Source organism: Nonomuraea sp. NPDC003709, from assembly GCF_040610775.1.
Lineage (GTDB): Bacteria > Actinomycetota > Actinomycetes > Streptosporangiales > Streptosporangiaceae > Nonomuraea > Nonomuraea angiospora_A.
The window spans coordinates 430365-457083 of record NZ_JBEXMW010000001.1; the positions used below are offsets into that span (position 1 = coordinate 430365).

The 26719-nt window shown below is 69.6% G+C and carries 24 protein-coding genes; 13 read left to right on the top strand and 11 right to left on the bottom strand.

Going from position 1 to position 26719, the window contains the following annotated elements; translation table 11 throughout:
• Positions 1-1077 (top strand): alpha/beta hydrolase-fold protein, encoded by a 1077-nt coding sequence (locus ABZX61_RS02090; protein ID WP_355190768.1) that lies wholly within the window; start codon positions 1-3, stop codon positions 1075-1077.
• Positions 1078-1081: 4 nt separating this feature from the next.
• Here ABZX61_RS02090 and ABZX61_RS02095 read toward each other — a convergent pair whose 3' ends face one another.
• Entirely contained in the window at positions 1082-1420 is a 339-nt protein-coding gene (locus ABZX61_RS02095; protein ID WP_192790205.1) for a MerR family DNA-binding transcriptional regulator, read from the bottom strand.
• A gap of 102 nt (positions 1421-1522) precedes the next feature.
• Between ABZX61_RS02095 and ahcY the strand changes: the two genes are divergently transcribed.
• The 3 genes from ahcY to ABZX61_RS02110 all read left to right on the top strand — a co-directional run bounded on the left by ahcY (position 1523) and on the right by ABZX61_RS02110 (position 5388).
• Positions 1523-2950, top strand: coding sequence for an adenosylhomocysteinase (ahcY, locus tag ABZX61_RS02100; protein ID WP_350728393.1), 1428 nt, complete (start codon positions 1523-1525; stop codon positions 2948-2950).
• Between the two features lie 199 nt (positions 2951-3149).
• Positions 3150-4385, top strand: a complete 1236-nt coding sequence (locus ABZX61_RS02105; RefSeq protein ID WP_355190771.1) for an adenosylhomocysteinase — start codon at positions 3150-3152, stop codon at positions 4383-4385.
• A 94-nt stretch (positions 4386-4479) separates the two neighbouring features.
• Complete coding sequence (locus ABZX61_RS02110) at positions 4480-5388, top strand: hypothetical protein (protein WP_355190773.1); 909 nt, start codon at positions 4480-4482, stop codon at positions 5386-5388.
• A gap of 18 nt (positions 5389-5406) precedes the next feature.
• Here ABZX61_RS02110 and ABZX61_RS02115 read toward each other — a convergent pair whose 3' ends face one another.
• The 3 genes from ABZX61_RS02115 to ABZX61_RS02125 all read right to left on the bottom strand — a co-directional run bounded on the left by ABZX61_RS02115 (position 5407) and on the right by ABZX61_RS02125 (position 7197).
• Positions 5407-5760: a YbaB/EbfC family nucleoid-associated protein gene (locus tag ABZX61_RS02115; protein WP_355190775.1), complete on the bottom strand. Its 354-nt coding sequence runs from the start codon at positions 5758-5760 to the stop codon at positions 5407-5409.
• Positions 5761-5777: 17 nt separating this feature from the next.
• Complete coding sequence (locus ABZX61_RS02120; protein WP_355190777.1) at positions 5778-6131, bottom strand: hypothetical protein; 354 nt, start codon at positions 6129-6131, stop codon at positions 5778-5780.
• Positions 6132-6561: 430 nt separating this feature from the next.
• Positions 6562-7197, bottom strand: coding sequence for a DUF305 domain-containing protein (locus ABZX61_RS02125; RefSeq protein WP_355190779.1), 636 nt, complete (start codon positions 7195-7197; stop codon positions 6562-6564).
• A gap of 277 nt (positions 7198-7474) precedes the next feature.
• Between ABZX61_RS02125 and ABZX61_RS02130 the strand changes: the two genes are divergently transcribed.
• The gene (locus ABZX61_RS02130; RefSeq protein ID WP_355190781.1) at positions 7475-8755 is read left to right on the top strand and encodes a hypothetical protein; all 1281 of its coding nucleotides are present in this window, start codon (positions 7475-7477) and stop codon (positions 8753-8755) included.
• A 76-nt stretch (positions 8756-8831) separates the two neighbouring features.
• Positions 8832-10205: a hypothetical protein gene (locus tag ABZX61_RS02135; protein WP_355190783.1), complete on the top strand. Its 1374-nt coding sequence runs from the start codon at positions 8832-8834 to the stop codon at positions 10203-10205.
• 25 nt (positions 10206-10230) lie between these two features.
• Here the strand turns inward: ABZX61_RS02135 and ABZX61_RS02140 are convergent, their stop codons facing one another.
• Positions 10231-11163 (bottom strand): RDD family protein, encoded by a 933-nt coding sequence (locus ABZX61_RS02140; RefSeq protein ID WP_355190785.1) that lies wholly within the window; start codon positions 11161-11163, stop codon positions 10231-10233.
• Between the two features lie 51 nt (positions 11164-11214).
• Between ABZX61_RS02140 and ABZX61_RS02145 the strand changes: the two genes are divergently transcribed.
• Positions 11215-12207, top strand: coding sequence for a stage II sporulation protein M (locus ABZX61_RS02145; protein WP_350728402.1), 993 nt, complete (start codon positions 11215-11217; stop codon positions 12205-12207).
• A gap of 16 nt (positions 12208-12223) precedes the next feature.
• On the opposite strand, the gene ABZX61_RS02150 is transcribed toward ABZX61_RS02145, so the two are convergent.
• The 5 genes from ABZX61_RS02150 to ABZX61_RS02170 are packed head-to-tail and all read right to left on the bottom strand — an operon-like array spanning position 12224 to position 17684.
• Entirely contained in the window at positions 12224-13597 is a 1374-nt protein-coding gene (locus tag ABZX61_RS02150; protein ID WP_350728403.1) for a DUF58 domain-containing protein, read from the bottom strand.
• Entirely contained in the window at positions 13597-14577 is a 981-nt protein-coding gene (locus tag ABZX61_RS02155) for a MoxR family ATPase (RefSeq protein WP_350728404.1), read from the bottom strand. Before ABZX61_RS02155 ends, ABZX61_RS02150 begins: the two co-directional genes overlap by 1 nt.
• The gene (locus ABZX61_RS02160) at positions 14567-15745 is read right to left on the bottom strand and encodes a DUF4350 domain-containing protein (protein WP_355190787.1); all 1179 of its coding nucleotides are present in this window, start codon (positions 15743-15745) and stop codon (positions 14567-14569) included. The genes ABZX61_RS02155 and ABZX61_RS02160 overlap by 11 nt, the downstream gene beginning before the upstream one ends.
• A complete protein-coding gene (locus tag ABZX61_RS02165) occupies positions 15742-16425 on the bottom strand; it encodes a DUF4129 domain-containing protein (RefSeq protein WP_350728406.1) in 684 nt (227 codons plus the stop codon). Before ABZX61_RS02165 ends, ABZX61_RS02160 begins: the two co-directional genes overlap by 4 nt.
• Positions 16422-17684, bottom strand: coding sequence for a glycerophosphoryl diester phosphodiesterase membrane domain-containing protein (locus ABZX61_RS02170; RefSeq protein ID WP_355190789.1), 1263 nt, complete (start codon positions 17682-17684; stop codon positions 16422-16424). The genes ABZX61_RS02165 and ABZX61_RS02170 overlap by 4 nt, the downstream gene beginning before the upstream one ends.
• 272 nt (positions 17685-17956) lie before the next feature.
• Here ABZX61_RS02170 and mtrA point away from each other — a divergent pair, with 272 nt between their 5' ends.
• The 6 genes from mtrA to ABZX61_RS02200 all read left to right on the top strand — a co-directional run bounded on the left by mtrA (position 17957) and on the right by ABZX61_RS02200 (position 25019).
• Positions 17957-18634 (top strand): MtrAB system response regulator MtrA, encoded by a 678-nt coding sequence (mtrA, locus tag ABZX61_RS02175; RefSeq protein WP_043620615.1) that lies wholly within the window; start codon positions 17957-17959, stop codon positions 18632-18634.
• Between the two features lie 120 nt (positions 18635-18754).
• A complete protein-coding gene (gene mtrB, locus ABZX61_RS02180; protein WP_355190791.1) occupies positions 18755-20374 on the top strand; it encodes an MtrAB system histidine kinase MtrB in 1620 nt (539 codons plus the stop codon).
• Entirely contained in the window at positions 20364-22103 is a 1740-nt protein-coding gene (locus tag ABZX61_RS02185; RefSeq protein WP_355190793.1) for an LpqB family beta-propeller domain-containing protein, read from the top strand. Before mtrB ends, ABZX61_RS02185 begins: the two co-directional genes overlap by 11 nt.
• A gap of 76 nt (positions 22104-22179) precedes the next feature.
• The gene (locus ABZX61_RS02190; RefSeq protein WP_355190795.1) at positions 22180-22863 is read left to right on the top strand and encodes a ComF family protein; all 684 of its coding nucleotides are present in this window, start codon (positions 22180-22182) and stop codon (positions 22861-22863) included.
• A gap of 628 nt (positions 22864-23491) precedes the next feature.
• Complete coding sequence (gene raiA / locus ABZX61_RS02195) at positions 23492-24148, top strand: ribosome-associated translation inhibitor RaiA (protein ID WP_350728411.1); 657 nt, start codon at positions 23492-23494, stop codon at positions 24146-24148.
• Positions 24149-24320: 172 nt separating this feature from the next.
• Positions 24321-25019 (top strand): response regulator transcription factor, encoded by a 699-nt coding sequence (locus tag ABZX61_RS02200; protein WP_350728412.1) that lies wholly within the window; start codon positions 24321-24323, stop codon positions 25017-25019.
• A 359-nt stretch (positions 25020-25378) separates the two neighbouring features.
• On the opposite strand, the gene ABZX61_RS02205 is transcribed toward ABZX61_RS02200, so the two are convergent.
• A complete protein-coding gene (locus tag ABZX61_RS02205) occupies positions 25379-26578 on the bottom strand; it encodes a crosslink repair DNA glycosylase YcaQ family protein (protein ID WP_350728413.1) in 1200 nt (399 codons plus the stop codon).
• Between the last annotated feature and the right edge of the window lie 141 nt (positions 26579-26719).

Consider the following 26719-nt stretch of genomic DNA (forward strand, 5'->3'; position numbering starts at 1 on the left):
ATGGGACTGAACTCAATCGGCCTGCTGGTCACCTTCTCGGTGCTGGCTGTGGCGGCGCTGGCGACGACGGTGTGGCTGTGGCCACGGCTGAGCGCGGCGCGCCTGAGCGCCGTGCTGGGCCGGGTGGGCGCGCTGACCGTGTGCCAGGCGTTCACGCTGGCCGCCCTGGGTCTGGCGGTGAATCAGTACTTCGCCTTCTACAGCTCTTGGAACGATCTCCTGGGCACCGACACGGGGACGGCGCCGATCACGGTCGCCGCCTCGGGGCTGCAGGTGCTGAGCACCCGCTCGGTGCCGGGCGGGCGGATCGAACAGGTGATCATGCCGGGGCCGTCCACGCGCCTGAGCGAGGAGGCGTACGTGTTCCTGCCCACGGCGTACCTGAAGCACACCACGGAGCGCTTCCCCGCGATCATCGCGCTCACCGGCTACCCGGGGGATCCGCGCAACCTCATGACCCGGCTCGACCTGCCCGGCCGGATGGCGAAGGCGATCGCCCAGCACCAGGTCAAGCCCACTGTCCTGGTCATGATGCGGCCCAGCGTGGTGCTGCCGCGCGACACCGAGTGCGTGGACGTGCCGAACGGGCCGCAGATCCAGGCGTACTTCACGAACGACGTCAAACATGACATGACCACTCACTACCGGGTGGCGGAGGGCCGGGACTCGTGGGGCATCCTGGGCGGCTCGACCGGCGGCTACTGCGCGCTCAAGATCGTCATGAGCCATCCCGACCAGTTCTCCGCGGCGGTCTCGCAGTCGGGCTACTTCAAGACGATCGTCGACAGCACCACCGGTGACCTGTTCCACGGGGACAAGTCGGTCGAACAGCGCAACGACCTGATGTGGCGGCTGGCCAACCTGCCCGCGCCGCCCGTGAACGTGCTCGTCACCAGCAGCAGGAAGGGGGAGAGCGACTACCCGGCGACCATGAGGTTCCTGAGCGCGGTGAAGCCGCCGATGCGGGCGTCCTCGCTGATCCTCCCCAGCGGCGGGCACAACTTCAACACCTGGAACCGCGAGCTCCCGCAGGCCCTCCCGTGGCTGGCCCAGCAGCTCGTCACCCCCGCCGCCTGAATGGTCAGCGGCCGGAGGGGCGCAGGAGGCGCAGTGCCTTCTCCTTCTCGAAGTCCAGGGCCCGGCGCGGCACCTGGATCCGCCCGATCCGTATCCCGAGGTCGCGGACGGCCGCCGCCACCGTGGGCTCGCTGAGCACCCGCAGCGCGAAGGCCAGCTCCGCGGGTGAGACGTCGAACTGCTTCTCCAGCTCCACCCCCTGCGCCACCGCCGCCAGCTCGTCGGGCCCGAACCGCCGGTGCGCCCCCTGCTCCCGCACGGGCGGCAGCAGACCGAGTGCCTCCCGATATCGGAGCATTCGAGGGGACATGCCGAGCCGCTTCGCGGCCTCCGTGATACGCATTCTTACATTCTTACGTCAGTTTCGACCGCCTCGAGATGCGCACCCCTCGAAGGGCCGCCTAAACTCGTCGGGACAACCATCAGTGACGCGAGGGGAAACCCGATGGACTTCAAGGTCGCAGACCTTTCACTTGCCGACTTCGGCCGCAAGGAGATCCGGCTCGCCGAGCACGAGATGCCCGGCCTCATGGCGATTCGCAAGGAGTACGCGGCCTCCCAGCCCCTTCGTGGTGCGAAGATCATGGGCTCCCTGCACATGACGATCCAGACGGCCGTCCTCATCGAGACGCTCGTCGCGCTCGGCGCCGAAGTCCGCTGGGTCAGCTGCAACATCTTCTCCACGCAGGACCACGCCGCCGCCGCGGTGGTCGTCGGCCCCAATGGCACCACGGACGACCCGCAGGGCGTGCCGGTGTTCGCCTGGAAGGGCGAGACGCTGGAGGAATACTGGTGGTGCACCGAGCAGGCCCTCACCTGGCCCGGCGGTGACGCGCCCAACATGATCCTCGACGACGGCGGCGACGCCACGCTGCTGGTGCACAAGGGCGCCGAGTACGAGAAGGCGGGCGCCGTGCCGGCCGCCACGGCCGACGACCCGGAGGAGTGGCACGTCATCATCGACCTGCTCACCCGCACGGTCGGCGCCGACAAGCGGTGGACCAAGATCGCCGAGAGCATCAAGGGTGTCACCGAGGAGACCACGACCGGCGTGCACCGCCTCTACGAGATGCACAAGAACGGCCAGCTCCTCTTCCCGGCCATCAACGTCAACGACTCGGTCACCAAGTCCAAGTTCGACAACAAGTACGGCTGCCGCCACTCCGTCATCGACGGCCTCAACCGCGCCACCGACGTGCTCATCGGCGGCAAGGTGGCCGTGGTGTGCGGTTACGGCGACGTCGGCAAGGGCTGCGCCGACGCGCTGCGCGGCCAGGGCGCCCGCGTCATCGTCACCGAGATCGACCCGATCTGCGCGCTCCAGGCGGCCATGGACGGCTTCCAGGTGACCACGCTGGACGAGGTCGTCGGCATCGCCGACATCTTCGTGACCTCCACCGGCAACTTCAACATCATCACCGCCGACCACATGGCGAAGATGAAGCACCAGGCGATCGTCTCCAACATCGGCCACTTCGACAACGAGATCGACATGGCCGGCCTCGCCAAGCAGCCCGGCATCACGAAGAACAACATCAAGCCGCAGGTCGACGAGTGGGTCTTCGCCGACGGCCACTCGATCATCGTCCTCGCCGAGGGCCGCCTGATGAACCTCGGCTGCGCCACCGGCCACCCGAGCTTCGTCATGTCCAACTCGTTCACCAACCAGGTGATCGCGCAGATCGAGCTGTTCGCGAAGACGGCCGAGTACCCGATCGGGGTCTACACGCTGCCCAAGCACCTGGACGAGAAGGTCGCCCGCCTGCACCTCGACGCCCTGGGCGTCAAGCTCACCGAGCTCACCAAGGAGCAGGCCGCCTACATCGGCGTCCACGTCGAGGGCCCCTACAAGTCCGACCACTACCGGTACTAAATTTCTTCTTTCGGCAAGCTCCGGGAGGGGTTTCTCGCCTCCCGGAGCTTTCCGCTATAACCCGTTTTTTACGGCTGCGCACGGTAGGCCGCACGCGCCGACGTCAGTGGCCGTCCGTCATGGCCGGTCGTGAAGGCTCACGGGTCGCTCGCCGTGACGACGCGTGTTCTTGGCCGTCTTCTTCGCTCAAAGGGCTGGCATGGATCTCTGGGAAAGTGGCGAGCGGCAGATCTCCTGGGCCGCTCGTTCGATGCCGGTGTTGACCGCGATCGGAGAGCGGTTCGGCATCGAACGGCCGCTGGACGGGCTGAAGATCGCCGCCTGCCTGCACGTCACCGCCGAGACGGCCGTTCTGATGGGGGCCTTGAAGGCGGGCGGGGCCGAGATCGCGCTCGCCGCGTCCAACCCCCTGTCCACGCAGGACGACGTGGCCGAGGCGCTGCGTGTTTACGGGATCTCCGTGCACGCGCGAGCCGGCGTCGATCGGGCCACCTATTACCGGCACATCCACCAGGCGCTCGACCTTGAGCCCGACCTCGTGCTCGACGACGGCTGCGACCTGGTGAACATTCTCCACACCGAACGCACCGACCTGCTCGAACACGTCACGGGCGGGTGCGAGGAGACCACCACCGGGATCATCCGGCTGCGGCAGATGGCCGCCGAGGGCGCGTTGAGGTTCCCCGTCGTGGCGGTGAACGACACCCGGACCAAGCGCATGTTCGACAACCGCTACGGCACCGGGCAGTCCACGCTGGACGGCATCATGCGCGCCACCAACGCCATGCTGGCCGGGCGCACGGTGGTCGTGGCCGGGTTCGGATTCTGCGGGCGGGGTGTGGCCGAGCGGGCCAAGGGGTTCGGCGCGCGGGTGATCGTGACCGAGATCGACGCCGTGAAGGCGCTCGACGCGACCCTCCAGGGATACGAGGTCCGGCCCATGGCGCAGGCGGCGATGCTCGGCGACCTCTTCGTCACCGTGACCGGCAACCGCGACGTGATCAGGGCCGAGCACCTCTCGGTCATGAAGGACGGCGCGATCCTGGCCAACGCCGGGCACTTCGACGTGGAGATCGACGTGCGCGCGCTGGACGAGCTGGCCACCGAGGTGCACCGCGGGGTGCGGCCCAACACCGACGAGTACGTGCTGCCCGACGGCCGCAGGCTGCTGCTGCTCGCCGAGGGCCGGCTGGTCAACCTCACCGCCGCCGAAGGGCATCCCGCGTCCGTCATGGACATGTCGTTCTCCGCGCAGGCCCTGGCCGTGGTCTGGCTGGCCGGCGAGCGTGCCCGCCTCGACCCCGGCGTCTACGACGTCCCGGAGGAGATCGACCACGAGGTCGCCAAGCTGAAGCTGGCCGCAGCCGGGATCGGCATCGACGAGCTCACGCCCGAGCAGGAGGAGTATCTCCACTCCTGGAGGGTCGGCTCCTAGAGGGGCCCGAGGGGGCTGTGGGGTTGGCGTGGCCGATGATATTGCAGGATGATCGGATGATCCTGGTATGTCCGTTGGAGAAAGGGTCTGCCACGTGAGTCCATCCCCCAAGTCCCTTCCGATGGGAGGGTTCGCGTTCTCCGCCCTCGGTGTCGGCGCCGTGGTCCTGCAGATGCTGTCCGTCGCCTACCCCGACGGCGACCCGGCCAAGGCGCGCGAGGCCGCACGCCTGTTGCGGCAGCTGGCCACGCGGGTGGACACGAGCCTGGACGACGTGGAGGACGTCGCGCGAACGGTGTGGCGGCCGCCCAGCTCCGGCGCGGGGGTCGACGCCTTCAGGAAATACTTCAACGAAGATCTCGCGCCCTATCCGCCGCACGTGTCCGCGTACCTCCGCGGGCTGGCCGACGCGGTCGACGACTACGCGGACATGCTGGAGCAGACCCAGCACGCGCTCCACACGATGGCCATGATCCAGTGGCTCGAGCTGCTGATGTTCTTCTGCTGGCCGGCCATCGACAAGAAGGTCCAGGTGCTGATCAACTGGGCGATGCGCAGGAGACAGGCCGGGCTGCTGCTCAAGCTGTTCAACCACGCGGTGGGCAAGCGCTTCATCTACGCCGTCGGCGGCAGCCTCGCCTACACGGCCCTCGACCAGCTGCTCGTCGACGGGGTCAAGCTGGGGCGCGGCGAGGACATGGGGTCGTGGGGCGACCGGGGCGAGTACATGGTGAAGAACTTCGCCGCGGCGATGGTCTTCTACCATGTGGATCCCGCCAATTTCGGTAAGGCCGCCAACCTGCTGCCGAAGAACAAGGCGGCGCAGAACGCCATCGTCTTCCTGACCGGGTCGTCCATCTTCACCACCACGGCGAACGTGCTCAACCGGCCCGGCGACGTGATCGACGATCCGGCCAGCCTGTTGCCCACCTGGGAGCAGATGCTCGCCAAGCTGGGTGTCGCCGCGGGCCAGGACCAGTTCAGGCGCTGGCGCGGATTCTGACGGCTGGTGACCACGTAGCTATTCCCGGCTGAAACGCCTGACCTCGTCGGCGAACGGGGTCAGGCCGTCCGTCATCATCCCGGCCATCTGCTTGGCCAGGTCCGCGGCGGCGTCGTTCGCGGCGGCGAGCACCGCCTCCGCCAGCGCGTCCGCGCCGAGTCGCATCGCCCGCGGGTCGATGCGCAGGCCGCCGAGCGCGCCGCTCGGCAGCACCTCGGCCTTCACCTGGCCGTTGGCAGCCTCGCCGCGGCCGCGGAGGTTGTCGAGGCTTTCGCGCAGCTCCTGCAGCGGCCGGAGGTCGGCCTGGAACTGGGCGAGCAGGCGCTGCATCTCCTCGTCGAGGAAGGGGGCGCCGTCGTCTGGTGCGGTCATCGGGTCTCCGAACAACGTCAGGGGTTGAGCTTTCCGTCCGACTTCGAGTACTTGGGCGGGTCGGACACTTTCGGCAGGGACTGGATGCTGGCCCAGTGTGCGACGTCGAAGCCGGTCTTCATGCCGGCCAGCCGTTCGGCGATCCCGGGATAGACGTCGCGTAACGCGTTGACGTACGTCTCGGCCTTCTTCAACCCGGTGGAGTAGCCCTGTTTGAAGGTGTTCGCCGTCTCGTCCGTGCCGGCGAAGTCGCCCAGCGCGGTGATGGCGTCGAGAATGCGGCGGGCGTCCCTGGCCAGCTCGTCGTGCTCGGTGACGAAGCCACCGGCCGCCCCTGTGAAGGTGCTCCCGCGGACATCGATGTTCGGCATGCCCGGGCGGCCGAGGCCGGGTGAGCTGGGCGAAGGGGTGGGGACGGGATACGTGGGGGTAGTCGTGGGAGTCGGCGACGCCACAGGCGCTTTGGTTGGCGACGGCGATGGCGTGGGCGTCGGGGTGGGTGTGGGGGTGGGTGTGGGGGAAGGGCTTGGCGACGTCGGACTCTGGCTGGGCGTCGGGGATGGGGAGCTTGGGGTGGGCGTGGGGCTGGACGTGGGGGTCCCAGTGGGTGTCCCAGTGGGTGCTCCTGTGGGGCTCGGTGTGGGTGACCCCGTGGGGGTGGCCGACGGCGTGGGCGATGCGGATGGAGCGTTTGAATCTGCCATGGACGTGACATCCTCCTCGGCACATTGCCTGCACTACCGGCAGGGATAGTGTACTTTAGCGCCGGGACGAGGCCCCCGTCCTCGAAGTTCCGGCCTTCTAAAGGGCGGACTGCATCTGCTGCATGCGGCGGATCTCGGCGGCCTGGGTCACGCTGACGTCACTGGCCAGCTCCTCGACCCGGATGTGCGAGCCGCTCGTCAGCACCTGCTCCGACATCTTGATCGCCCCCAGGTGGTGGTTGATCATGAGCTCCAGGAACATCCGGTCGAAGTCCTTGCCCTTGGCCGCCTTCAGAGCCTCCATCTGGGCGGGCGTGGCCATTCCAGGCATGCCCTCGTGCGCGGCGTGGTGCTCGGGCACCGTCTGCTGCTGCTCCCGCAGCCACGTCGTCATGAACTGGATCTCCGGCCCCTGGGCGTCCTTGATCCGGCCCGCCAGGTTCTTCAGCTGGGTCGACTCGGCCCGGGTGGGCGCGAGGAGCGACATGTCCAGGGCCTGGCGGTGGTGGACGATCATGTTCTGGACGTACTTGATGTCGGACGCGTTGGCCGTGGCCGAGGGGACGGCGGTGGCGGCCTCGCTCGGCGACAGCGTCTTGGCCTGCTCCCCGGGGCGGCCGGGAGCGAGCACGGGCGCGGTCGAGTCGGCCCGTGGAGCCGGCGGCGGAGAGGAGGAGGTGCAGCCGGAGAGGGCAACCACCGTGCCCATGATGACGATGAGCGCGGCGCGCACCCACAACCTCCCTGACGGACTCGGACGAGAATGCGCACTCTAGGCCATAAGTGGACAAATTAAAAGAGAGTGAACAGGAACAAAATTTGACAAGTTGTCTGCTTGGCCAGTCGAGGGGGGAAACGCGAGGATGGCGTAGATTTATGCTCTCTTTATAGGAGGATCCCTAGTGTTCTCCCTCCGCAGGGCCCTCACCCTGGTCACGGCGGTCGTGGCGATGGCCGGCGTAGTCTTACCGGCTCAGGCCGCGGACATCCCGGCTCCTGGCGAGATCGTCATGAGTCCCAACATCCAACACGTCACCAACGTGCCCAAGCCCGAGGCCCTGGCCGACATCCACACGGACATGGCCTTCCAAGGCGACTACGCGTACGTCGGCAACTACTACGGCTTCTCGATCTACGACATCAAGCGCCCGAAGCGGACCTCGCTGGTGAGCTCGGTCGTCTGCCCCGGTGGCCAGATGGACATGTCCGTCTACGGCAACCTGCTCTTCGGCTCCGTCGACTCCTCCCGCAACGACGACTCGTGCAACAGCACCTCGCAGCCCGCGTCGGTCAAGGAATCGTGGGAGGGCATCCGCATCTTCGACGTCTCCGACAAGGCCAACCCGAAGTACATCAAGTCGGTCGAGACCAACTGTGGCTCCCACACGAACACGCTGGTGCCCGACCGCAAGGGCGAGAACGTCTACATCTACGTCTCCTCCTACAGTCCGAACGCCTCGTTCCCCGACTGCCAGCCGCCCCATGACCTGATCTCGATCATCAAGGTGCCGCTGCGCGACCCGACGGCCGCGACCGTGATCGCCACGCCGAACCTCTTCCCTGACGGCGGCTACGGCGGCGTCCAGCAGCCCTACCCGGCAGGGAAGTCCGCCACCACCGGCTGCCACGACATCACGGCCTACCCGGAGAAGGGCATCGCCGCCGGCGCCTGCATGGGTGACGGCATCCTGCTCGACATCCGCAACCCCGAGCAGCCCAAGGTCACCGCGACCGTGCGTGACGAGACGAACTTCGCCTTCTGGCACTCGGCCACGTTCAACAACGACGGCACGAAGGTCATCTTCACCGACGAGCTCGGCGGCGGGACCAGGGCGACCTGCAACGAGGCCATCGGCCCGAACCGGGGCGCCAACGCCTACTACGACATCGTGAACGGGCAGCTCCAGTTCAGGAGCTACTTCAAGATCTCGCGCCACCAGGCCGACACCGAGAACTGCGTGGCCCACAACGGCTCGCTGATCCCGGTCAAGGGCCGGGACATCATGGTGCAGGCGTGGTACCAGGGCGGGATCTCGGTGGTGGACTTCACCGACTCGGCCCACCCGCAGGAGATCGCGTTCTTCGAGCGTGGCCCGGACAACACCGCGCCGGCGCTCAGCGGCGGCTTCTGGTCCGCGTACTACTACAACGGCTACATCTACGGGTCCGACTTCAACCTGGGCCTGGACGTGCTGAAGATCAACGACTGGCGTACGAACCGGGCGAACGGCGTCAAGATGCGCTCACTCAACGCGCAGACCCAGACGTCGTATCCCGAATACGGCCACTGATCCCCAGGCGGCGAGGGCCCCGACCGGGTCCTCGCCGTTTTCGCTTATCCAGACATATGCGATAAGGAGTCTCGGAGTGTTCAATCCGCGCCGTGCCCTCGTCATGGCCGCGGCCGCCGTCGCGTTAGCGCTGACGAGCGTTCCCGCCCTGGCCACCGACATCCCACCGCCCGACGCCGTGGTCACCAGCCCCAACGTGACCCACGTGCTGAACATCCCCAAGCCCGCCCCGATCGCCGGCACCATCAACACCGACATCACCTTCCAGGGCGACTACGCCTACGTCGGCAACTACGGCGGCTTCTCGATCTACGACATCAGCAACCCCAAGAAGGCCAAGCCGGTCAGCTCGGTCGTCTGCCCCGGCTCCCAGATGGACGTCAGCGTCTACGGCGACCTGCTGTTCACCGCCGTGGACTCCTCGCGCAGCGACGACTCGTGCAACAGCACGGCGCTGACCGCCGACCACAAGGAGGCCTGGGAAGGCGTCCGGATCTTCGACGTCTCCGACAAGGCCAACCCGAAGTACATCAAGTCGGTCGAGACCAACTGCGGCTCCCACACCCTGACCCTGGTGCCGGGCAAGGGCCGCGACCGGAACAAGAACGTCTACATCTACGTCTCGTCCTACAACCCGAACGCCACGTTCCCCGACTGCCTGCCGCCGCACGACAAGCTCTCGATCATCAAGGTGCCGCTCAGGAACCCGACGGCGGCGGCGGTCGCGGCCACCCCGGTGGTCTTCCCCGACGGCGGCAACGAGACCCAGCCCGGCCTGCTCCTGCCGACCAGCGGCTGCCACGACATCACCGCCTACGCCGAGAAGGACATCGCGGCGGGCGCGTGCATGGGTGACGGCGTGCTGTTCGACATCTCGGACCGGCTGAACCCGAAGGTCACGGCCAGGACCACGGACCCGAACTTCGCGTTCTGGCACTCGGCCACCTTCAGCAACGACGCCAAGAAGGTCGTCTTCACCGACGAGCTCGGCGGCGGCGGCGGGGCCACCTGCAACGAGGCCACCGGGCCGAACCGCGGCGCGGACGCGATCTACGACATCTCGAACGGGCAGTTCACGTTCAAGAGCTACTTCAAGATCCCGCGCTACCAGGCCGACAGCGAGAACTGCGTCGCGCACAACGGCTCGCTGATCCCCGTCAAGGGCCGGGACATCATGGTCCAGGCCTGGTACATGGGCGGGCTGTCGGTGTGGGACTTCACCGACTCGGCCAACCCGAGGGAGATCGGCTACTTCGAGCGCGGCCCGCGCTCGGCCGGCGGTGGCGGCGGCATCTGGTCCGCGTACTACTACAACGGCTACATCTACGCGGCCGACTTCCACGAGGGCCTCGACGTCGTCAAGGTCACCGACCCGCTCACGAACAGCGCCAGGCACGTCCGCACCGACCGGTTGAACGTGCAGACGCAGGAGTCGTACCGCAACTGGTGACCGATTCCGTCCCTGTGCGCCGCTCTCACTGAGGCGGCGCGAACCCGCCCGGAGTCGCCCTTGGCGGCTCCGGCGCGGGGGGCCGGGGCTGAGGCTGCGGCTGGTAGGACGCCGGGGGCTGAGGCTGGTACGGGCCTGGCTGTGCGTAGGGCGGCTGGGGCTGGTACGGCGCCGGCTGCGCGTAGGGGGCCTGGGGCGGGCGGCCGTTGGCGGCGCGTTGCGCGAAACGTACCTGCTCCCTCCTGCGGCGCTCGGCCAGGACGGCGCTCAGGTACGCGTGCGGCGGCACCCCGGCGGGCGCCGCGGGCGAGACGAAGGACGCCGTCTGGGTCGCGATCCGCACCCCCATCTCATGCTGGACCTGCGGCGACAGGTCGTGCCACCGCGACAGGTACTGCCGGGCCGCCTGCGCCACCTCGTCGGGGAGCTGGGAGAGCTCCAGCGTCGCCGCCCAGGCCGCCAGCGGCGGCGGCATCACGATGAGCTGCCCGGAGTCGCGCGGAGCCCGGTCGGAGATCACGATGGTGCCGGCGAAGACGTCGCCGAGCCGCTTGCCCCGCTGCGAGACCAGCGACGCGATCAGCGCGGGCGCCCCGGAGAGCATCCAGAACTCCACGACCCCGGCCAGGCCGCGGAACAGCGCCTGCCTGAAGCGCTCGGGACTGCCGTCGTCGCTGACCACCCGGAGCCCGAGCGCGAGCTTGCCGAGGCTGCGTCCCCGGGTCAGCGACTCGAAGATCACGGGGTAGCCGACCAGCACCAGCACCACGAACACGATCATCGCGGCCCCGAACATGGCCGAGTCCGAGATGACCGAGAACGCGCCTAAGATCGCATAGGCGGCGATCAGCACCGTGAACTGCACGGCCATGTCGATGACGATCGCCAGCGCGCGCGAGGGCATCTGGGCGATCCGCACTTCGACGACGACCGCGTCGCCGGTCACAACCTCAGACATATGTGGAGCCTAACGGCTATGTACTGGTGTTTGAGCGGCCAGAATGTTCGGGTGGACATCGATGCGTTCGTCACAGCTCACCGCCCCGTGTGGGACCGGCTCGATCATCTGGTCAAGCGCCGTTCGTCGCTGACGGGTGCCGAGGTGGACGAGCTGGTGGACCTCTATCAACGCGTGTCCACCCATCTGTCCATCGTGCGCTCCTCGTCCGGGGACGCGATGCTGACCGGCCGGCTGTCGGCGCTGGTGGCGCGGGCCAGGTCGGCGGTGACCGGGGCGCACACGCCCGCCTGGCGGGAGCTGGTGAGGTTCTTCACGGTGTCGTTCCCCGTGGTGGCCTACCGGGCGCGGTGGTGGTGGCTGGGGAGCACGGTGGCGTTCATCGCGGTCGCGTGGGTGATGGGCGCGTGGGTGGCGGCCAACCCCGACGTCCAGGCGACGATCGGCTCGCCGGACGAGATCGCCCAGCTCGTCGACCACGACTTCGCCGACTACTACTCCGAGCACCCGGCCGCCTCCTTCGCCAGCCAGGTGTGGGTGAACAACGCGTGGGTCGCGGCGCAGACGATCATCTACTCGGTGCTGCTCGGCCTGCCGATCCCGTACGTGCTCTACTCGAACGCCGCGAACGTCGGCGTCTCCGGCGGTCTCATGGCCTCCCGCGACAAGCTGGACATCTTCTTCGGCCTGATCACGCCGCACGGGCTGCTGGAGCTGACCGCCGTGTTCCTGGCGGCGGCGGTCGGGATGCGCCTGGGCTGGACGGTCATCGACCCGGGGCCGCGCCGGCGGACGGAGGCCCTGGCCGAGCAGGGCCGGGCGGTGATGAGCGTGGCGCTGGGGCTGGTCGTGGTGCTGTTCGTGTCGGGTCTGATCGAGGCGTTCGTCACGCCGTCCGGGCTGCCGACGTGGGCGCGCGTGAGCATCGGCGCGCTCGCGGAGGTGGGCTTCCTGCTGTACGTGATCGCCTTCGGCCGCCGTGCCCTGCGCCAGAACGAGACCGGCGACCTCGAACGAGCCCCGGACGTCGCCCCGACGGCCTGACCCCCTGGTCCAGGCCCTACAGCCGCCCGGCCGCCTTCAGCGCCAGGTACGCGTCCGCGAGCGCAGGGGCGATGTCCTCCGGGGGCGCGTCCACGACCTCCACCCCGTGCCGCCGCAGCCGGGCCGTGATGCGCCGGCGCTCGAGCTGGGCGTGCTCGGCCGCCGCCGCGTCGTACACCTCCTCGGCCGACGCCCGGCGCCCGGCCATGGCCGCCACCCGGGGGTCCGACACCCCGGCCACCAGCACCAGGTGGCGCGAGGAGAGCTGGGAGAGCACCGGCATGAGCCCCTCGTCCAGAGCCGCCCCGTTGAGGTCGGTGAGGAGCACGACCAGGCAGCGCCGCTTGGCCCGCGACAGGACGGCCGCGACCATGCCCTGCGAGTCGGCCTCGATCAGCTCCGCCTCGATCGGCGCCATCACGTTGACCAGCGACGACAGCAGCTCGGTGCGTGACGCCCCGCTCACCCAGGCGCGCACCGCCCGGTCGTAGGCGAGGAAGTCGACCTGGTCACCGGCCCTGGCGGCCAGCGCGGCCAGCAGCAGCGCGGCGTCCATCGACCAGTCGAGCCGCGGCCAGCCGGGCGCCGGCCGCGGATCCGGCCGTACGAGCAGCCCGGCGCCGCCCGCGGTGGCCCCGGCCATGGGGATGGGCGCGTCGCCCACCCGGCCCGCCGAGGTGCGGCCGGTGTCGAGCACGATCAGCACGCGGCGGTCGCGTTCCGGGCGCCAGGTGCGCACGACCACGTCGTGGCGGCGCGCCGTGGCCCGCCAGTCGATGGAACGCACGTCGTCGCCCACCACGTACTCCCGCAGCGAGTCGAACTCCGTCCCCTGCCCGCGCACCAGCGCCGGGTGCTGGCCGTCCAGCTCGCGGAGCCGGGCCAGCCGGGACGGCAGGTGCTTGCGCGACAGGAACGGCGGCAGCACGCGTACCGACCACGGCGCCTGGTGGCTGCCCTGGCGGGCGGCCAGGCCCAGCGGCCCGACCGAGCGCACCGTGACCGCCACGGACGAGCGGTCGCCGCGCCTGGTCGGGGCGAGCGTCACGACGATCTTGCGGCGCTCGCCCTTGGGTACGTTCAGGTCGGCGACGCGCGGCGTGGCGCCCGCCGACGGCGGCCAGGCGTCCCTGAGCGCGCCGCGCACCCGGCGGGGGCCCGGGTTCTCGACGATCAGCTCGACCGTGGCCCGCTGGCCGAGCCGTACGAGCGTGTCGCCGGAACGGTGGAACCTCAGCGGGCGCACCGCGCCGGCGAACACCAGGTCGACCACGATCGCGGCGGCCAGCAGCAGGCAGACCCCGGCCAGCGCGGCCCCGGGCTGCGGCGCCAGCAGCACCACGACGATCCCGATCGCCGCGACCAGCCCGGCACGTCCCGTGAGAGCCATCAGCGCGGGACCGGTACGGAGGCCAGGATGCCGTCGAGCAGGCCGTCGGCGGTCGCGCCCTCCAGCTCGGCCTCGGGCCGGAGCTGGATCCGGTGCCGCAGCGCGGGCCTGGCCAGCGCCTTGACGTCGTCAGGAGTCACGTACGGGCGCCCGGACAGCCACGCCCACGCCCGCGAGGCCGCCAGCAGCGCCGTGGCGCCACGTGGCGAGACGCCGAGCTGCAGCGACGGCGAGTTTCTGGTGGCGCGGGCCACGTCCACGATGTAGCCGAGCACCTCGGGCGCCACGTGCACCTTCGAGACCGCCTCCCGCCCGGCCGCCATGTCGTCGGCCGTGGCGACGGGCTTGACCTCGCTCAGGTCGCGCGGGTCGAAGCCGCGGGCGTGCCGTTCGAGCACGGAGATCTCCTGCTCGCGCGGCGGCAGCGGCACGGTCAGCTTGAGCAGGAACCGGTCGAGCTGGGCCTCGGGGAGCTGGTAGGTGCCCTCGTACTCGACGGGGTTCTGCGTCGCGCACACCACGAACGGGTCGGGCAGCGGCCGCGCCGCGCCCTCGACGCTGACCTGCCGCTCCTCCATCGCCTCCAGCAGCGCCGCCTGGGTCTTCGGCGGGGTGCGGTTGATCTCGTCGGCGAGCAGCAGGTTCGTGAACACCGGCCCCTCGCGGAACTCGAACTCCGCGGTCTTCGCGTCGTAGATCAGCGAGCCGGTCACGTCACCAGGCATCAGGTCCGGCGTGAACTGCACCCGTTTGAAGTCAAGGGACATGGCGGCCGACAACGTGCGCACCATCAACGTCTTGGCCACGCCCGGCACGCCTTCGAGCAGCACGTGCCCCCTGCACAGCAGCGCGATGACCAGCCCCGTCACCACCGCGTCCTGGCCGACCACGGCCTTGGACACCTCGGCGCGCAGCGCGCCCAGCGCCTCCCTGGCCGAGTCGCCCGAGCTCGGGACGCGGAACGTCTCCTCAGAGTTCACTGACCTGCCTTTCGATGAAGTCCAAATATCCGGCCAACCCGACGAGCCCGGCGTCGTCCACCGGCGGTGGCCCGTAGAGCGCCGCGCCGACCTGGTGGGCGTCCTGGCCGGTGCGGGCGGCGAGCGCCGCGACGACCTCGTTCGGCCCGGCCCCCGATCCGAGCCCCAGCCTGGGCGTGAGCCGGTCGATCGTGCCCTCGCGCAGCGACTCCGCGGCCCGCTGCCGCGCGCGCCTGGCCCGGTAGAGCCTGCCGCGGCCCTCGACGGTCTCGGCCGCGCGCACGATGACCGGCAGCTTCTCCGTCACCACGGGGCCCAGCCGCCTGCCCCGCCAGAACGCCGTGAGAGCCAGGGCGATGAGGGACATGTAGACGGTCCAGCGGATGCTCTCGGGCATGAGGTCGTACATCGACTTGCCCCGCTCGCCCGGCAGCTCGGCGACGGGTGGCGGGGTCGCGGGGCGGACCAGCCAGGTCACGGGCCTGCCGGTGCCGATCAGGTTGAGCGCGAGCGCGGCGTTGCCGTCCTCGGCCAGGCGCTGGTTGGTCATGAAGCCGCCGTCGCCGACGACCGTGGTCACGCCGCCCGCCTGCGGGAAGCTGACCAGCGTGTATCCGTCGCCGGCCGGGTAGCAGCCGGTGGCCCCGGTGGGGCCGCGGAAGACGGCGCCGCCCAGGTAGGCGCTGCCGGCGGCCCGGGCGGCGGGGAGCGAGCACTCGGGCTCGCGCGAGCGCGTGCGCGCCGGGGCCGGCTCGCTGCGCACGCCGGGGGCGAGCGCGTCGAGACCGGGGAGGTCGCCGACGATCAGCCGGTCGCCCTGGATCCGGGTCAGGCTGTATTCGTCGAAGTACGACATGTCGGTGATCAGTAGCAGCCGGTTGCCGGTCGTGGCCTTGGCGGCGGCGGCTTCCACGGAGTCGACCCGGTCCACCGTGACGCCCCGTGACCTGAGCACCTCGGCCAGCGCCTTGGAGCCCGCCAGCGTGGTGTCGTCGGGATCCAGGGCCCGCGACGGGCCCCGCTCCGGGCCGAACAGGACGCCCGCGACCGCGATGAGCACGATGATGAGGCCGAGCAGGACGATGATCCGGCTGCCGCGCCAGGTGGAGCGCGCGGTGGGCGAGGTCGAGTAGGACGCGCCGTCGGCGGGGCGCGTGCGGACGCTCATGCGCTCCCGCCCGTCCCGGGCCGCTCGCCCGGGGCCGCGCCGACCGGAGTCCAGGCCGTGGCCGCCGCGCCGGCCCCGACCGGGACCGGGCGGGCCTGGCGGAGCTGCTCGTCCAGGTCGGCCATCTCCTCGTACGCCTCCCGCGTGCCCGCCACACCGCCATACGTCACGTCGTCGAACGACCGGGCGGCCGCCGCCAGCCTCGTGGCGAAGCCGGGCAGCGAGAGCGCCGCCTCACTGGTCAGCTCGTCGGCCGTGCGCCCCGGCATGCCGTCGACGAGCGCGCGTTCCTCCAGGTCACGGGCGATGGCGCGGAGCCGTTCCTGGACGGCCTCGGTCCAGCGCTGCTCGGCGGCCAGCCCGGCGGCCGCCGCCCGGTGCTCGGCCGCCGTCATCACCCGCTCCCCGAACAGCCCGCCCACGGTGAGCGCGTTCTTGCGGCTGGCCTTGCGGAGCTGCCACGAGATCAGCACGATCAGCGCGAGGATGACCAGCACGATGATCACGGAGGCGATGACCCCTCCGGCGGCGCCACCGCCCGCGGCCGTGTCCACCAGGTCGCCGAGGAACTGCATGACCCGCCGGTAGATCAGGTCGAGCAGGGACTCCTTCTCGTATGCAGGCTTGAGGAGCTCCTCCGCGGCCCGGCGCGCGGCCTCCTCCCTGTCGATCGGGCTCACGGCCTGGCGGAGTTGGAGGGGTGCCAGAGCTCGTCCGCGGAGGAGTGCACCCATCCCTGGCGCTGCTGCTCGATGGCCGCCGTCTGCAGCACGAGGTCGAACGCCTCGCTGCGCATGCGCCGGTCGGCGTAGAGCAGGCCGGCGACCCCGGCCTGGAACGGATAGGTGAGCATCGATCCGAGCGTGCCGCCGAGCGCGATGAGCACGGCCGACACGACGGTGGTGGCCACCGAGCCCGCGCCGAACATGCCGAACAGCGTGCCCGCCAGCGTGAAGGGCACCGACAGGACGCCCGCCACGAGCCCGACCAGCAGGGACGTGAGCAGCAGGATGCCGAAGACGCGCCAGAAGTCGCCGGTCACCAGGTGCCACGAGCGCCGCATGGCCTCGATCGCCCCCCTGCCCTCCAGCACCACGATGGGCGAGGCGAAGGCGAAGCGGGTCGTGAAGAACAGGTAGTAGCCGAGGTAGGCGATCATGAACAGGAAGGTCAGCCCGAGGACCACGCCTGCCGCGCCGGAGGAGACGTTCAACGCGACCACCACGATGAGCAGCACCATCACGACCAGCGGCACCAGCATGATGACGGCCATCAGCGCCACGACGCCGAACAGCGCGGGCGCCCTGCCCTTGACGAGCCGCCACGCCTCCCCGGCGGTGATGGTGCCGCCGAAGACGGCCCGGCCGAGGATCCTGGTCAGCACGCCGGTCAGCAGCGTGACCACGACGAACTGGACCATGTACGAGACGAGCGTGCCGCCGTACTGGGCGGCGACGCCGTACACGCTGGTGAGCTGGTCGGAGGAGGTGTACGCGCTCTCGGGGTCGGTGAACGCGCCGCTCATGGTGTCGAGCACGAACGCCTGGCCGACGGCCACGGGCACGGAGGCGAGCAGGGCGGCGACGGCCGACAGGCCGAGCACGGCCTTCGGGTTGGACCGGATCAGCTTGATCGTGCCGTCGAGGATGTCACCGAGGCCCAGGGGGCGCAGCGGGATGATGCCCGGCCTCAGCGCCGGTGGTGGCGGCGCGTAGCCGTAACCGGGCTGAGGATGCGGATAGGGCGGATAGGGTGTTTGGGGCCCGGGTCCCAGTGGCTGTTGTTGCTGAAGGGGCTCCCCGTACGGCTGCCCGTAGGGCATCTGCTGTGGCGCGCCTGGCGCGGTCCACGGGGAGGCCGGCGGGGCGCTGTAGGGCGGGGGCTGTTCGGCCGACCAGCCTGATGGCGTCTCGGGCGGGGGACCGTGACCGTCTGACATATCCCAATCCTGGCATGCTGAACGGGGCATTGGTGTCGCTGAGCGCATTCGCCGTCTCATCCTTGCCGTATTCGACGGAGAATCCGGTCGAGGTTCACGCCCAGGGGATGGCAGAAAGTTGCTCTGTTACCGCAGACTTGAGATTGCGGTCGCGGGGGGCGGACCTAAAATTCGCCTTTTGCATGGCTCATGTCACACTCATGGGCTCACCAAGGGTAACCTTCAGCGATCGTGCGGGTATGTCCCACAATGCGTAGAACGAATGAGGGGCCATGAAAGGTCGCGTGCTGGTCGTCGATGACGACGCCGCTCTCGCCGAGATGCTGGGGATCGTCCTGCGAGGGGAAGGCTTCGAGCCGTCTTTTGTCTCCGACGGCGACAAGGCCCTCGATGCGTTCCGGGATACACGCCCGGATCTGGTCCTGCTCGACCTGATGCTGCCGGGAGCGGACGGCATCGACGTCGCACGCAGGATCAGGGCTGAGTCGGGGGTTCCGATCGTCATGCTCACGGCCAAGAGCGACACGATCGACGTCGTTCTCGGGCTGGAGTCGGGGGCCGACGACTACATCGTCAAGCCGTTCAAGCCGAAGGAGCTCGTGGCCCGGGTGCGGGCGCGGCTCCGCCGCACCGATGAGCCGACCCCCGAGATCCTCCAGATCGGCGACATCACCATCGACGTGGCCGGGCACTCGGTCAAGCGGGGCGAGGAGACGATCAACCTCACGCCGCTGGAGTTCGACCTGCTGGTCGCGCTGGCCCGCAAGCCGCGCCAGGTGTTCACCCGCGAGGTCCTGCTCGAGCAGGTCTGGGGCTACCGGCACGCGGCCGACACGCGGCTGGTCAACGTGCACGTGCAGCGGCTCAGGGCCAAGATCGAGAAGGACCCCGAGCACCCCGAGATCGTGGTGACGGTCCGCGGCGTCGGCTACAAAGCCGGCCCCGCCTAGTCCACGTCCCGACCTGCCGTGCCCCCGGCGAAGAAGAAGCGTTTCCGCCGACGGACATTCCGCCAGATTCTGGGCGGCGTTCGCCGGCGGGTGCGCCGTGCGGCAGGCAGGACACGGAGCGTGTGGCGGCGCTCGCTCCAGCTCCAGGTGGTCACCAGCACGCTGGTGATCTCCGTGATCGTGGTGGTCGTGCTGGGCACGTTCCTGTCCGAGCAGATCAACCGGTCGGTCGTGCAGAGCAGCCAGCGCTCCTCCGCCAGCGAGGCCTTCGCCGACCGCCTCCAGATCGCCGACGCGCTGGCGCCCGAGACCGACGACCCGACCAAGCCGGCCGACAGCGGCAAGAAGGGCTCGGCCAACCCGCTCGACGACGTCATGGACATCGTCACCGGATCGGGTGAGAACGGCTCCAAGAAGCGCTACGACGTGCTGATACTCAACCAGGCGATCCCCGGCCAGTCGCGGGCGTCCGGGGGCGTCGTGCCGTCCAACGTGCCGGAGAGCCTGCGGCACAACGTGCAGAAGAAGACCGTCGGGTCCATCGAGAAGATCAAGTTCGCCGGCGAGAGCCAGCCCAGGCTCACGTACGTGGTCGGCGGCACCGTGCACGTGCCCTCCAGCGGCCAGAACTACGAGGTCTACCACTTCTTCCCGTTCACGGATGAAGAGGAGCTGCTGTCCAACGTCAGGCTGGCCATCGTCGTGGTCGGCCTCGGGCTCGTGCTGCTGCTCGCCGCCATCGCGTACCTGGTCGCCCGCCAGGTCGTCACTCCCGTACGGCTGGCGCGCCAGGCCGCCGAGCGCCTGGCCTCCGGCAAACTGGACGAACGGCTCAAGGTTCGCGGCGAGGACGACCTGGCCCGCCTGGCGAACTCGTTCAACGAGATGGCCGCCAACCTGGCGCTGAAGATCCACCAGCTGGAGGAGCTCTCGCAGGTCCAGCGGCAGTTCGTCTCCGACGTCTCCCACGAGCTGCGCACGCCGCTGACGACCGTGCGCATGGCCGCCGACCTGCTCTACGACGCCCGCGAGGACTTCGACCCGATGGCCTCCCGCTCGGCGGAGCTCATGCAGGCCCAGCTCGAACGGTTCGAGTCGATGCTGGCAGACCTGCTGGAGATCAGCCGCTACGACGCCGGCGCCGCGACGCTCGACCTCGACCCCGTGGACGTGCGCGACGTGGTGCTGCGGGCCATCGCCGACTCCGAGGCGCTGGCCGAGCGGCACGCGACCCGCTTCGAGCTCCGGCTGCCGAACGAGCCGTGCATGGCCGAGATCGACAACCGCAGGGTCGAGCGGATCCTGCGCAACCTGCTGTTCAACGCCATCGAGCACGGCGAGGGCAGGGACATCGTGGTCACCGTCGGCGCCGACCGGGACGCGGTCGCGGTCGCGGTGCGCGACCACGGGATCGGGCTGAAGGGCGGCGAGGACACGATGGTGTTCGACCGGTTCTGGCGGGCCGACCCGTCGCGGGCGCGGACGATCGGCGGCACCGGGCTGGGGCTGGCGATCTCGCGCGAGGACGCCACGCTGCACGGCGGCTGGCTGCAGGCGTGGGGACAGCCGGGGGAGGGCTCGCAGTTCAGGCTGACGCTGCCGAGGACGGCCGGGGCCGATCTGAAGGGCTCGCCGCTGTCGCTGGTGCCGCCGGAGATCGAGATGCGGCGTACGTGGCGTACGGCCATGACGCCGGTGCTGCTGCCGGCCTCGGCGGACGGGGCCGACCATGACGACTAGGCGGCGTGAACGGGTGTGGCGGCTCGGCGCGGTGTTCGTGATCGGGGTCGCGGTGGTCTGCGCGGGCTCCGGCTGCACCGTGATCCCCGTGACCGGTCCCGTCACCGTCAACGAGGCCGGCAGCGGCGACCCGCTGAGCAAGCCGTTCCACCGCATGATCGCCTTCCCGCCCGACAAGACCTGGAACGAGGAGCAGACGATCAGGGGTCTGCAGGCGGCCATGGCGGCCTACGCCGACGACCCGACCATCCTGCCCCAGTACCTGACCCAGGAGGCGCGGGCGAAGTGGAGCGCCTCGGGGCCGGTGACAGTGGTCGACGACGCGTTCGAGGTCGTGCCTCCCACCGAGCGCGAGGAGACGGAGCCGGTGGAGAAGGTCACGGTCAAGGGCCGGTGGGTGGCGCGTATCAAGGAGGACGACTCGTACGCCCCCACCGCCGGTCCCTGGGTGGACTCCTTCGAGCTCGTGAAGGCCGAAGGCGGCGGTTACCTGGTCAAGAGCCTGCCCAACGGGCTGCTGCTCACCGACTCCGACGTGAGCCGCGCGTACCGGGCCACGAACCTCTACTATCTGAACGGCAACAGCCCGAACACGCTGGTCGTGGACCGCGTGCGACTGCGGCTGAAGCCGACGGAGACGTACGCGCAGACCATCCTGCAGCGCCTGCTCAAGAGCCCCACCTCGGCCCTGCAGGGGGCGGTGACGACGAGCTTTCCGCTCGACACCAAGGTCGAGTCGATCAGGTCCGGCGAGGACCGCGTGGTGATCAACCTCTCCGGCCCCCTCGACACCCTTGACCTGGGCGCCGAGGACTCCCTGCGGGCCCAGATCAGGTACAGCCTGAACAAGAACGAGATCGCCAAGGGCCGCGTCATCGAGATCCAGGTGAACGGGGAGTCCTACTCCATCGACCGGCCCGACTCCGACGACGACTGGCTGGACGCCACCAGCGACGCCGCGTACTACATCAGCAAGGGCGCGGTCCACTACATGAGCAAGGACGGGCCCGCGGGCAGCGTGCCGGGTCCGGCGGGGCAGGAGCGCGACGGCTTCCACGGCTTCGCCCTGTCCAAGGACGGTGGGTACGTCGCCGCCCAGACCTCCACCGGCATCTCGGTGGCGGCGCTGACGCAGTCGGGGCGCTGGCAGGAGGTCATCCAGGGCACCCTGACCCCGCCCACGTGGCACCGCGACGGGTCACTGTGGACCTACGACCAGACGAACGCCGCCCTGCTCCGGTATGACCCGCTCAGCGGGAAGGGACCCCAGCGGATCTCCGCGCCCAAGCTGACCGGGCTGGACGTCACCCGGCTCAGGATCGCCAGGGACGGCGTGCGGGTGGCGGTCACCACCGGTCAGAACACGGTCCAGATCGGCGCGCTCACGGGCGGGGCGGCGGGGATGATGCTGGGCAACTTCCAGGCCCTGACCACCACCGAGGGGGGAAACAAGATCCTCGACGTGGCCTGGGAGGATGACGAGCACCTGCTGGTGCTGGTGGAGGGCCAGGCGGGGCAGGTGCTCAACGAGATCAACGTGGGGGACGGGGAGATCGAGGGAGTGCCGCTGAAGGAGCCGCTCGCGGCGGTGGCCGCGGTGAACGACCGCGTGCTGGCGGAGGCGAAGACGGCCAAGGGCAACCAGATCATGGAGCTCGGCCAGGACCGGCAGTCCTGGACCCCCAAGATCGAATCCGGCGCCAGCACGCCGCTCTTCCCCCTGGGTTAGCCGCTCGTCTCTCCCTGGGCCGGCCGCTCGTCGGCCCGGACGGAAATTGTCGGTCGCGGGCGGCATCCTGGCACGCGTGCTGACCGCCGTGCTCGACCTCGTCCTCCCGCAGTCCTGCGCCGGGTGCGCCGCCGGTGGTGCGCGGTGGTGCGCCGGCTGTCAGGCCGAGCTCGTCGGCGCGCCCGCCAGGCGGTTGCCCGAGCCCGTGCCGGACGGCCTGCCCGACTGCTGGTCGGCGGCACCGTACGAGGGCGCGGTGCGCAGGGCGGTCGTGGCGTACAAGGAGCGGGGCGCGGTGGCGTTGGCGGAGGTGCTGGCGGAGGCCGTGGCGTTCACCGTCGTGACGGCGGTCAACGGCGCGAAGGCACCCTGGGCCGGCGGGCGGTTCGCGGTGGTGCCGGTGCCGAGCGCGCGGCAGACGCGACGGCACCGGGGCCACGACCCGGTCGGGCGGCTGGCGGTGCTGGCCGCCGGCCGGCTGCGGGCGTGGGGCCTGCGGGCCGAGGCCTGGCCGGCGCTGGGCCAGGCGCGGCGGGTGGCCGACCAGGCGGGGCTGAGTTCCGCCGAGAGGAGCTCCAACCTCGCGGGGGCACTCCAGGTGCGGCGGGCCGCGAAAGGCCCTCCAGCGGCCTGTGCGGTGCTCCTGGACGACATCGTCACGACCGGGGCCACCCTCGTGGAGGCCGCCAGGGCGCTGAGCTCGGCGGGGGTGCGAGTGCCGCTGGCCGCGACCGTGGCCGCGACACGCCGAAGATCTTGAAAAGGATTACGGTTACGGTGAGTAAAGAAAGATCCACATCGCTATCCTCACCACAAGGCCACATGTCACTTCCCCCAAGGGGGCGGCAGGGCTGCTCAGTGGGCGGGAGCTCCACCCTCATAAGGGTTGCCGATCGGTTAAATAGGGCATTTGGGAGAGCATGAGGACCTCGGGAAAATCACGGTACGTGATCCTTTGGCCGATCCTCCGGCTGACATTCGCGCAGGATGCGGATAGCGTTCTGACATGGCACCCGTTCGGGTCCGTGGTTGCGCAGGGTCGGGGTCCCCGACTCTGCTAGCCGATGCCAGCCGCAGGCAAAACGGTCCACGTAAGGCGACTCTTTGTCGACCGATCACGGTGCGGCTTAGGGATAAGTCCTGCCTTCCCGAGGGTCCAGATGTCCCTCGCCAGAAGAGAAGGGCAGTAGTGGCAACAGAGCTGCGAAATCCTCAGCAGGCGGATGTGGGGTCGAAGACCAGGTCGGCCGGACGGGTGCCAACCGAGTTCCCGGTGACGCAGAGTCGGAAGAGGGTAACGGTGACAGAAAGGCAGACAGCAGACCCCGTCCGACAGGCACGTCGTCGGGCGCTCTTGCTCAGTCGCTAGACCGAAGGGGGGCTGTTGCATGGACATCATCGTCAAGGGCCGGCACACAGGTGTGAGTGATCGGTTCCGTGACCAAGTGACGACCAAGCTGGCCAGGATCGAACGTCTGGACAACAAACTCATCCGAGTTGATGTGGAGGTGTCGAAAGAACGCAATCCGCGCCTCGCTGACCAGCGCGAGCGCGTCGAGCTCACCATTCACTCTCGAGGACCGGCCATCCGCGCCGAAGCCTCGGCCGACGACCGATTCGCAGCCCTCGACATGGCCCTCGACAAGCTGGAAGGCCGCCTCAGGCGGCTGGCCGACCGGCGCAAGGTCCACCACGGCAACCACTGCCCGCCCTCTGTGGCGGAGATCACCGCGGCACTCCCCGACGTCGCGGACCTGACCCCGCGGGAGGCCACCGCCCCCGCCGAGGCCGAAGAGGACGAGCAGGTTCAGCGCGACCAGCGCTACGACGACATCGTCCCGATCGAGATGGACGGCGAAGGGCCACTCGTCGTCCGAGAGAAGTTCCACAAAGCGGAACCCATGACCATCGACCAGGCCCTCCTCGAGATGGAGCTGGTCGGGCACGACTTCTACCTGTTCCGTGACAAGGAGAGCGGCCAGCCGTGCGTGGTCTACAACAGACGCGGCTACAACTACGGCGTGTTGCGGCTCGTAGAGCCATGATCGCGCGCTAAAAGATCTTCTCGACCACCCGAGAACCGCGGCTCCCGTGCCATCATTGCGGTTCAACGGCTCTGGCCCCCCGACGAGGAGGAGACGTGAGCGAGCTCAGTCAGGTTCAGATGAGCGAGCGAAGCGAAGCGAAGGCTGTCGCGAGGCGGATCAAGGAGGCCTCGTGACCGAGTCTGGCGAGGTCCGTACCCCAGCGACCGAGCCGATCCGCGTGTTGATCGTTGACGATCACGAGCTGATCCGGCGGAGCCTGGCTCTCGCGCTGGCCGCTGAGCCCGACATCGAGGTGGTCGGCGAAGCGAGTGACGGGCAGGAGGCGGTCGAGTTGGCCAACCGCCTCATGCCCGACATCGCGCTCATGGACGTGCGTATGCCACGGCAGGACGGGATCGAGGCCACGAAGGGCATCAAGGCCTCGGTCCCGAGCACGCGCGTCATCATGCTGACGGTGAGCGACGAGGAAGAAGACCTCTTCGAGGCCATCAAGGCAGGCGCCACCGGCTATCTGCTCAAGGACGTCCAGATCAACGACGTGCCGGCCGCGGTGCGCGGCGTGCACGAGGGCCAGTCCTTAATCAACCCGGCGATGGCCGCCAAGCTCATCAGCGAATTCCAGAACATGAGCCGCAAGGAGTCCGAGCGCCCTCCCCAGCTCCCCGTCCCCCGCCTGACCGATCGCGAGATGGAGGTCCTGCGGCTGGTGGCCAAGGGGATGAACAACCGCGAGATCGCCAAGCAGCTGTTCATCTCCGAGAACACCGTGAAGAACCACGTACGCAACATCCTCGACAAGCTGCAACTGCACTCGAGGATGGAGGCCGTGGTGTACGCGGTGCGGGAACGCATGCTGGAGATCACCTAGCCGTCCATGCGGGGAGCCTCACCCCGGCTCTCACCTGGACGGCTCAGGGGCAGGCAGCCATCGCCGCCCGCGAAGCCGGGTCCCCCGTTCCCATCTGGGCTGGCAGGGACAGTCAGTCCCCACGCCCCGGAGGCCGCGTCCCCCGGTTCCTCGTCTGGGCGGCCAGGCAGGGGACAGGGCAACCACCGCCGTCCGCGAGATCCCGTCCCCTCGATTCCCATCCGGGCGGGCAGAGGCGGGCATTCACCCACGCCCCGGCGGCCGTGCCGCCCCCGTTCCCACCTGGGCGGTCAAGGGACAGGCACAGCCATCGCCGCCCGCGCCCGCGCTCGCCCGCCTGGCGCCGTCGTGCTGGGGTGCTATCGGGCGGTGGCGGCGGCGTTCAGGATCGGGACGAGCTCGGGCGGATCGGCGTGCTCGACCCGTACGGAATCGCAGCCCACCCACTCCGCCGCAGACCACAGGGCGTCCGCCAGGGCGTCGGCCCACCTGGCGGGCGACAGGCCCGGCTCCAGGTGGAGCTGCCGGATCACCAGCGTGCTGCCCTCACGGGCCGGGTCGACGCGGCCGATCAGCCGGCCGCCCGCCAGCACGGGCATCGTGAAGTAGCCGTGGACCCGTTTGTGCTTGGGGACGTACAGCTCGAGCGTGTACTGGAAGCCGAAGACGCGCTCGGTACGGCCGCGGTGCCAGATGAGGGAGTCGAACGGCGACAGCAGCGTCGTGCGATGGCGCCCGCGCGGCTCGGACTCCAGCGCCGCCGGGTCCGCCCAGGCGTTGGGGGAGCCCTTCTTGCCCGGCCAGCCCGAGACCGTCACGGGGACCAGGCCCGCCGCGCCGCTGCGCAGGGCCGCGTCGAGCATGGCGGCGTACTCGCCCTTCAGGCGCAGGAAGTCGATGAGGTCGGTCCTGTTGGCCACGCCCAGGGACCGGCCCGCCACGGCGGCCAGGCGTACGACGCACTCCTCGTCGGAGAGGTCGTCGGCCAGGAGCTCCGCTGGGACCACGCGCTCGGCCAGGTCGTAGACGCGCCGCCAGCCGACACGGCGGCTGCAGACCAGCTCGCCGATGTCGAGCAGCCACTCCAGGCCGATCTTGGAGTCGGACCAGTCCCACCACGGGCCGCCGTTCTTGGCCCCGCCGACGTCCGAGGTCGTCAGCGGGCCCTGCTCGCGTACCTGCTCGAGCAGCTTGTCCACCCCGTCGGGCACCTCGTGCCAGCGGTAGCGCCGCTTACGGTACGCCCGGCGCCGGAACGAGTAGAGGGGCCAGTGCTCGACGGGCAGGATGCAGGCGGCGTGGCACCAGTATTCGAAGCTCTGGGCGGGGTTGTGCCAGTAGGCCCGTTCGATGCTGGCCCGTCCCACCGCGCCCAGGCGAGCGTAGGCGACCAGCTCGTGGGAGCGGGCGAGCACTGAGATCGTGTCGAGCTGCACGGCGCCCAGCCTGCGCAGCATCGCGTGCGCCCCGCCCTTACGCGCGTCGGCGCCGATCATGCCCTGTGAGCGGAGGATGATCCGGCGCGCCTCGTCGAGGGTCAGGTCGATGGTGCCGGTCATGGCTGCGATTGCTTATGGCGATGCATGCGAGCAATGTAGCGACGGCCACCGACAAAACATCCCCGCCCGCCCACCCTTTGGGCACACCACCTGCCATCCGCGCCCGGCCCACCCACCGCCAACGCCACCGGCCCCACCAAC